Source organism: Halostagnicola sp. A56, from assembly GCF_000691505.1.
GTDB lineage: Archaea > Halobacteriota > Halobacteria > Halobacteriales > Natrialbaceae > Halostagnicola.
The window spans coordinates 1-3,683 of sequence record NZ_JMIP02000012.1 but is presented as its reverse complement, the minus strand read 5'-3'; the positions used below and the strand labels follow the sequence as shown (position 1 = coordinate 3,683).

The following is a 3,683-nucleotide window of genomic DNA, read 5'->3' as shown; positions in this document are numbered from 1 at the left end:
CGCGTTCGGCCGATTCGTCCGTCTCTATCGCCAAGCAAACCGAAGGTGCAATCGTATAACACTGGAACGACACGCGGTCGAATTCCCTTGCCAATAGAAAACAGCCTCAACCGGAAATGTCGTGAGGGTTAAGTTTTTAATACATGTCTGAGAAATTATTTAGCATGGATAGTATTAGAGGGAAAAATGGATCCCGTCTAATCTCGATTGGCGGAGTGGCGTTGGTCCATCATCCTCATCTATTAAGTATCCTTCGACAGAGATATTTCAGGGCCAATCGAATTGAAAACATCCCTGTCCTCCAGCGAAAAGCGAATCTTCGAACCATAGGATATCATATATCATATTAGAATGCTAAAGTGGAATCTGATTGGTAGTGGTGGAAATCGAGGATCACTACTCGACTGAATGAGCGGTAAATAGTGATCATATGCCACTACTCCTCTTATACTAGCTGATGCTACCCATTATTGTCCTGTATTATTCGACACATCTATTTTGAACGATAACAGCCAAATATGTGGTCAAAAATACCACATACGATTGTTTTTTGGTTATATACGATCTAAGTCGAAATACCATCGATCTGCCGTCGATAGATGCGGTATGCAGTTCTCAGACTGAGTTGGCACAAAACTATCAGTATTAATATGATTTAGCACTCTAGTCCGATCTCTGCCATTACAAATTGAGGTCGGCGTACACTGGTCACGGAACGGGATTTGTAGCGTCCGTTTCGGCGGATATGCCCCTGACGAGCGCTGTTCGATCACCAACCTTGCAAGGTTGGAGCAAGAGGGTTCGTGACTCGACGTGTGGCCGAGTTATCGACCGTTTTCGCTCGAGCGACCTGTCTCCGATTTCGCTCGAGTGGTTCAATCTCTCGTCTCCGTATCCGTCTTCGGCGCAATCTGAGACAGTCGCATCGCGTTTCCGGTCACGGCGGTCGTCATCCCGGCGTCGCCGGCGAGGACGGCGAGCCAGATCGGGACGTAGCCGAACGGGACCGCGACCGCGAGCCCGGCTTTCACGGCGAGACTGGCCCAGATGTTCTGTCGGATAACGCCGTTGGCGTCGTTGGCGAGTTCGTAGAGGTACGGAAGCTTTGCGAGATCGTCGCCCATCAACGCGATGTCCGCGGTCTCTAAGGCGGTATCGGTCCCGGCGGCTCCCATCGCCACGCCGACGCTCGCCGTGGCGAGCGCGGGCGCGTCGTTGATGCCGTCGCCGGTCATCGCAATGCCGTCGTACTCGTCGACGAGGTCCTCGATCGCTGCCACCTTCTCTTCCGGGAGCAGTTCGGCCTGGAACTCGTCGACGCCGACCCGTTCGGCGATCGCGCGGGCCGTCCGCTCGTTGTCGCCCGTGAGCATCACCGTCCGAGACACTCCGAGCTGTTCGAGGCGGCTGATTGCGTGCTTGGCTTCCGGGCGGATTTCGTCGGCGACCGCGATGACGCCCTCGAGTTCGTCTTCGGTCCCGACGAGGACGACGGTCTTCCCCTCCGACTGGAGTTTTGGCACGGCGTCCTCGAGCAGATCGAGACAGTTGTTCCGATCACAGATCTCCTGTGCCGTCCGCGTAACGACGCCGCCGTCAGTCGTCGCGTGAACGTGGGACAGATCGAAACCCAGCTCGGTAAACAGTCCGGGCTTCCCGGCGAAGTGGGAGGTGCCGTCGAGCGTTGCGCGAACTCCTTTCCCGGTGATACTCTCGAAGTCGTCGATTTCGCGCTCTGTGACTCCCGCACTTCCGGCTTCGGCGACGATCGCCTCGCCGATCGGGTGCTCGCTCCGCCGCTCGAGTCCCTGCGCACACCGGAGGACGTCCTCCTCTGTGTTCCCGTTCAACGGGACGACGTCCGTGACTGTGAGTTCACCTTTCGTCAGCGTCCCCGTCTTGTCGAAGGCAACGACATCCACGGCTCCCATCGCCTCGAGGTAGTTCCCTCCTTTGATGAGGACGCCGTTTTTCGCGGCGCTCGTGATTCCCGACACCACGGAGACGGGCGTCGAGATGACGAACGCGCACGGACAGGCCAGGACCAGCAGGGTCAACCCGTAGACGATCGCCGTCGGCCACGTGGTATTGAGGACGTACGGGCTCCCGACCGTCGTCAGAATCGCGAACGCGATGACGACCGGTGTGTAGTACTTCGAGAAGCGCTCGACGAACTGCTCGCGTTCGGTCTTGTTCGACTGGGCGTCTTCGACCATCTCCACGATGCGAGACAGCGTGTCGTCGCCGGCGGCGGAGGTGACCTCGACCTCGAGGTACCCCTCTTCGTTGATCGTCCCGGCGTATACCTCGTCGTCCGTCGTTTTATCGACGGGAACGCTTTCGCCCGTGATCGGGGCCTGATTGACCGCGCTGTCGCCGTCGACGATGATCCCGTCCATCGGAATTTTCTCGCCGGGTTTTACCACGACGACGTCGCCGACGCCGACGTCTTCGACGGGGATCGTTTCCGTCCCCTCCTCACGTTTGACGGTCGCCTCGTCGGGTGAGAGATCCATCAATTCGCGGAGCGAGTTCCGGGCCCGATCCATCGAGTACCGCTCGAGCAGTTCGGCGACGCTGAAGAGGAACGCGAGGGTGGCCGCCTCGAAGTAGAGCGCCTCGTCGAACGCGAGGCTCGCGACGAGCGCGCCGAGGATGGCTACCGACATCAGGAAGTCGATGTCGAGGTTGAGATTCCGCGCCGAGTAGTACCCGTTTCGGAGGATCTCCTGTCCGCCGGTAGCGACTGCGACGAGAAAGAGCGCGTCCGCGACGAACAGGCTTGTACCGAACACCGTTCCGATCTGCCCGTTCTGTCCGGTCAGGACGAACTCGAAGAGCAACCCGACGGCGACGAACGCACCGCTCAGCCACGTCTTGATCGCCCGCGAACTCGTCCAGATCGATTCGCGGTCGTCCGCGGATTCCTCGTCAGTCGATCCATCGCTCGTCGCGCTCGTCACCTCGTAGCCAGCGCTTTCGATCGCATCGATGATCGCCGTCTCTGCACCACTCGAGGACTGGTGTGTGACGGTGACGGTTCCGGTCGTCGGCTGGGTTTCGTACTCCGCGACCGCGTCGACCCGATCGAGCGCGTTTTCTATCTTTCCCGCACACGAGGGACAGTCCATCTCGGGGACGGTGAACCTCGCGGTCTCTGCGTCACCGCTCTCGACCGTGTACCCCGCCTTCTCTATCCGATCGGCGATGGCGGCGGGACTCGTTTGCGCGCCGTCGTAGGAGACGGTGAGCGTTCCCGTCGTCACCTGCGGTTCGACCGTCTCGATTCCGTCTTCCGTTTCGACGCTCTTGGTGACCTTCCCGGCGCAGGAGGGACAGTCCATCTCCGGCACCGAGAACTGCGCGACGTCGCCCGTTTCTACTGGACTCGAACCCTCACTCGCGGGGTCGTCCTGATGGGTTTGTCCCGACTCACTCGAGTCGTTTTCGCTGTCCGACGAGTCCGTGCGGTCACAGGACGCTTCCGCTTGCTCGCCACATGCGTGGGAGTGCTCGTTCGGCGAGGTCATTGTTACTCGATAGTGGTCACAACCTTATTAATACAGCTGCTATAAAATGCCGATTCACCACAAATCATTACTAGAAAATTTATAGCGAGTTATTAACTCGAACTGATTGTCGAACACCCTCAGCGGGCGCCGCGGGGTCACGATTCGTCGCTC

The 3,683-nt window shown here is 58.6% G+C and carries 1 protein-coding gene; it reads right to left on the bottom strand.

Annotation, left to right across the window (positions count from 1 at the left end):
• Nucleotides 1-875 precede the first annotated feature (875 nt).
• Complete coding sequence (locus tag EL22_RS00705) at nucleotides 876-3,530, bottom strand: heavy metal translocating P-type ATPase (protein ID WP_050049689.1); 2,655 nt, start codon at nucleotides 3,528-3,530, stop codon at nucleotides 876-878.
• Nucleotides 3,531-3,683 lie beyond the last annotated feature (153 nt).